We start from the raw sequence: 4653 nt of genomic DNA on the forward strand, positions 1-4653 counted from the left end.
CACACTCTCTCTTAAAAAATGTATTCACATAAAATATTAGCACACTTTTTAAAAATTAAAGGAACCAGAGATGAAAGAACAAAAAGTTAAAAAATCGTCTGCACAGGATCTATCTGAAAAATACTTGAAGCGCTTAAATATAGATTACAGTGGGAAAGAACATACCATTCAATTTGTTAATGAGCTAGTCAAAAAACATATAGCAACGTTTACTTTTAACAGTATTGAAGTGCTTTTGGGGAAGGAATTAATCTCTCTTGAAACCTCCGATGTATTTCATAAAATTGTGACACAAGGGCGGGGAGGCTATTGTTTCGAACATAACAAACTCCTGTATCAAGTTTTGGAAGAGTTACAATTCAAGGTTCGTCCCTTTTTAGGCAGAGTCCTAAACAATCGAGATATTGATGCTCCCAGAACCCACCGACTTACCCTATTGAAACTGAAAGGGGACCGTTATCTAGTGGATGTAGGTTTTGGCCCATGGGGACCAAGAGAAGCCATAAAGTTCAGTGAAATACCAACTGTTTGTAAAGGGGGTCAAACCTACCGGATTAATCAAAAAGAAAAAGACCAATACCTTTTACAGATTTTCAAAGACGGGGAATTTGCAACTTTATATAGCTTTGATCTTGTTGAGTTTACGCCTTCTGACTTTTTGTTAAGCCATTTTTATTCTCATCGACACCCTCAAGCGGGCTTTGTTAATAACCTGGTGGTTTCAAAAGTACTTGAAGAAGAAATCCTTTCTTTAAGGAATCGAGAATTGCAAGTGATAAAACCTGCAAAAACTAAGACAACTGAAATTGAATCAGCAGAACATCTACAAAAGATTCTCTCCACTGAATTTGATATTAATATAAATATTGAAGGCTGTAAAAAGCTTTATGAAAAAAAGTAAAATCCATTTGGTTTATTAAATGAAATCGAACAGGATTAATCCCCATCTTTATTAGTAAGTTTCATTTTCCAGCGACCAGATTCTACCATCCCAATAGCTCCCTAAGCCTGGCATAACCAGTGGCACTGACCACCACCTCATCACCATTTTTAAGAAGAGCCAAATGGGTTTCCTTACCATACTTATCAATCTTGGCGATCTGAGATACCTGCACAATAGAGGATCGATGCACACGCACAAATTTTCTGGGGTCCAGAACTTCCTCCAGATGTTTCATGGTCTGTTTTTTCAGGTGCTTGCTTTTTGCCGTGATAATTTCAGAATAATCATCCTGGGCAGTGATGCGAATGATTTCATCCGTTGGTATGATATCGATTTTTGTACCGTCTTTTACCACTATCCTATGTATAGGTTCCTGCAAATATTCCCTTACAAGGTCCTCAGTTGCTATAGGTGGTTTAGACTGGTTGAGTAGTTTGCGGGCTTTTGCCAATCCTTCCTCAAATCGGGCCTTATTATAAGGTTTAAGCAAATAGTCAGCTGCATGAAGTTCGAAGGCCTTTAGGGCATATTGATCATAAGCGGTAGAAAAGATGATCGCTGGTGGTTGATCAATCAGTTCCAGTAGTTCAAAACCCGTAAGTTTGGGCATTTGAATATCCAGAAAGATGAGATCCGGATGCTGTGCCTGGACCTGTTTTAAACCGTCAAACCCATTTTCCGCTTCCCCTACAAGTTCGAAATCATTGTGATCCTGAAGGAAATGTTTAATTACTTCTCTGGCTGGTGGTTCGTCATCAATGATAATTACTTTATACGCGCACATTGTTTACTGTTGGTTGATGAGTTGAGGAATGGTCAATTGTACTTTGTATTGATCTAGCTCTTTATTGGTTTTTAGTAAATCTGCACTCTCATAGATCAATTGAAGCCTGCCACGTACATTCTTGAGTCCAATACCTTTGCCTTTCTTTGGCAGTGCATCCGGCTCTAAGCTGTTTATTATTTCTACCTCTAGTTGTCTGCCAGAAAACGATAAACGTACCTCAATGGTACTGATTGAAATACTCTCATAGGCCCCGTACTTGATGGCATTTTCTATCAGGGGCTGTAGGATGAGATTGGGCACCAATACTTCTTCAGGTATGCTATTAGAGCCTTCAAATTTTACGTTCAACTTTTTACCAAACCGTAGTTTTTCTATGTCCAAATAAAGTTGAATGGTCTCCAGCTCTTTCTTAATGGGGACAAGTTCTGTCTCGGCATGACCTATAGTATGACGCAGAAAAGAAGAGAGCTTTACGATCATTTCATGAGCATCCTCAGGTCGAGTTAGTGTGAGTGAACTGATAGAATTGAGACTGTTGAAAATAAAGTGGGGATTGATTTGAGCCTTCAACATACTTAACTCGGTTTCTTTTAGTGCTGATTGCATTTCAATCTCCCTGATCTTCTTTTCCTGATAATTTTGATAAAAAATTAAAAGGTAATAAATAAGCACGATTAATAGGTAATACACCGTCCCAAGTGCTAATTTCCACCCACGACCAGGAATTGGGGAAGACAAAAGTGGGCCCGAATATTCCAATAAAAGAGCGGTGAGGTAATAAGAGGCTTCAAGCCAAATAAAGATCAGAAAAGCAGCGGCAGCTAAGTGACTACTTAGGGCATTCCATAAGCTCCCTTTTTCCAAGTCAGTATATCGTACAATATACCAGATTGCCAAACCTACCAAAGAAAAACCAAAACAATAAATACCTGCCTCTACCAATGCTTGTAACCAATATAGATCCTGTGACCATTGAAGGAGCACAGTTTGCACCACAGTAAGCATGACCCAAAATAGGAAGTAGGCCAGCAAATAGGTTTTATTTTTTAAAATTGGGTTTACCATCAGGTCGCATCAATAATTTTTAATTTCACCCCCGCCAAACAATATAAATCCTTTGATACGAAGTTTTTTGTTGTTTCCTGAAGTAGTAGGCTTTATATATTTGCGCTTGTCGCTGAGTTCGCCAAACAAGGTGGTCACCTCCAACTGTATATCCCAGTCTGAGGGAACAATGAATGTGAAGCCACCAAATATAGCCAGAACATCTAGGGTGTTCCTTCCCTCAGCCAATTGAGATCCGCTCATATCGTAGCTGGCCCCACCAAAAATGGCTGAAACCTTGCCTCCCCTAAAGTTTTGTGACTGAACTTTGACCTCACCCCCACCCATGACATTTGAACCATTAAGAAATTCAAAAGATGACTCAACGTTTCTTCTTTTACCTTCAAGTTCTTTCTTTTTTAACAATAAATAACCTGAACCTATAAGCAGAGCTGGCCAGAAAATTCTTCTCAAACCTATATTGATCCCAAATTCATGCCATAAATATTCAACACTAATAAAATATACCGCAATAGAAATCATCACTATTCCCGGAAGTTTATTCGGTTTACTAACTAGTAACACAATCCCTATAAGCAGAATAAACCCTCTCCAGTTAAAAACTAAATAACTTAGACTCAAGGGTAAAAGATGAAAGTTATTCAGTAAGAACAAGACGCCAAATATAAGGAAAAGTAAGCCTATACGACTAGATCTATCTCCGGTATTGTAATTTCTCATTTGCTGTTTGGATTCTAATTCGCAAGATACATCGAGATTTAATGAAAAAGAAATGAGCTAAATGTATCCCTTTTAATCTGCTTCCAGGCTAACTTGCTACCCATTTTCTTCCTCAGGGAGACCACCCTTAAAAAACCAAAGTGAAAGAATCGACCCATACTTTGAGTTCCTTTATGAGTAGCTTATCTAAACATAGTTTTTGACTTCACCACCTCCAAAAAGGACCGTTCCTTTGATAATCAATTCCTTGGTGTGATCGGTTTGGACATCTGCATAAAACTTTCGACTATCGTTGAATCCACCAAATATGGACGTTACTTCAATACGGACGTTCCAATCAGAGGGTACGATGAAATTATTTCCACCAAATAGCACAAACAAATCTATTTCCTGGGTACCTTCAGCTAACTCCGCTGCACTAAGATCAATAGTACCACCCCCAAAAATAGTCGTGATTTTTCCACCTTTAAAATTTTTTGAAGTGACCCGTATATCCCCACCGCTTAAGACAGCATTTATGTTTAGATGATCTGAATAACCACCTACACCTTTTGTTGGATCACCCTCCGACCAATTTTGGTCCCTAAATAGGGGAGCTTTTCCTTTGCGACGGAGAATAAGCAATCCAATGAGTATTAGTAAAACAGGCCAAAATAATTTGCGGAAATCGTACCAAAACCAACGGAACTCGTCGGAAAGCACATCGGCAATGATGAAGAATCCGCCTATTGTCATCAAAATGAGGCCGGTATTCTTATTTTCTTTAGTAATTAGAAAAATGGCTCCTAGGGACACCATAATTCCCTTCCAATTAAAAATATAGTGAGATACTTCCCAGGGAATAAGATTAAAATTCTTCAGTAAAAATATTGACCCGAGTACAATGAGTATTAGACCCACAGAGGTTGGCTGAGAGTTCTCTGAAGGATTTGCTTTATTTGTTGACCGTTGAGACATAATATTTTGATTTAATGATTATGTTACAATAGTACGACTTCCTAAAAGACTGGTACAGTAGAAATCGGTGAAACCGGAAATTCTATCGGTAAACATGGAAAAGTTGTTAGCATTCAGACTAAAAGAGTAAATAATAGTCATTTTTTAACCTTCCTTTTTCTCCTCTCAACTGAATAAAAAA

The 4653-nt window shown here is 38.3% G+C and carries 6 protein-coding genes; 1 reads left to right on the top strand and 5 read right to left on the bottom strand.

Annotated features, from left to right (window positions below; translation table 11 throughout):
• The first annotated feature begins 70 nt into the window (after positions 1 to 70).
• On the top strand, positions 71 to 901 hold the full coding sequence (locus tag E1171_RS06625) for an arylamine N-acetyltransferase family protein (protein ID WP_155205224.1): 831 nt from the start codon (positions 71 to 73) through the stop codon (positions 899 to 901).
• Positions 902 to 983: 82 nt separating this feature from the next.
• Here the strand turns inward: E1171_RS06625 and E1171_RS06630 are convergent, their stop codons facing one another.
• From E1171_RS06630 to E1171_RS24605, 5 genes are all read right to left on the bottom strand, one after another.
• Complete coding sequence (locus tag E1171_RS06630) at positions 984 to 1727, bottom strand: LytR/AlgR family response regulator transcription factor (protein ID WP_155205225.1); 744 nt, start codon at positions 1725 to 1727, stop codon at positions 984 to 986.
• Between the two features lie 3 nt (positions 1728 to 1730).
• Complete coding sequence (locus E1171_RS06635; protein ID WP_155205226.1) at positions 1731 to 2795, bottom strand: sensor histidine kinase; 1065 nt, start codon at positions 2793 to 2795, stop codon at positions 1731 to 1733.
• Between the two features lie 9 nt (positions 2796 to 2804).
• Positions 2805 to 3515 carry a LiaF transmembrane domain-containing protein gene (locus E1171_RS06640; RefSeq protein WP_155205227.1) on the bottom strand — a complete coding sequence of 237 codons (711 nt, stop codon included), beginning with the start codon at positions 3513 to 3515 and terminating at the stop codon, positions 2805 to 2807.
• Positions 3516 to 3701: 186 nt separating this feature from the next.
• A complete protein-coding gene (locus E1171_RS06645) occupies positions 3702 to 4472 on the bottom strand; it encodes a LiaF transmembrane domain-containing protein (protein ID WP_155205228.1) in 771 nt (256 codons plus the stop codon).
• 18 nt (positions 4473 to 4490) lie between these two features.
• Positions 4491 to 4613, bottom strand: a complete 123-nt coding sequence (locus E1171_RS24605) for a hypothetical protein (RefSeq protein WP_281347204.1) — start codon at positions 4611 to 4613, stop codon at positions 4491 to 4493.
• Positions 4614 to 4653 lie beyond the last annotated feature (40 nt).

The sequence above is a fragment of the Xanthovirga aplysinae genome (genome assembly GCF_009711365.1).
Taxonomy (GTDB): Bacteria; Bacteroidota; Bacteroidia; order Cytophagales; family Cyclobacteriaceae; genus Xanthovirga; species Xanthovirga aplysinae.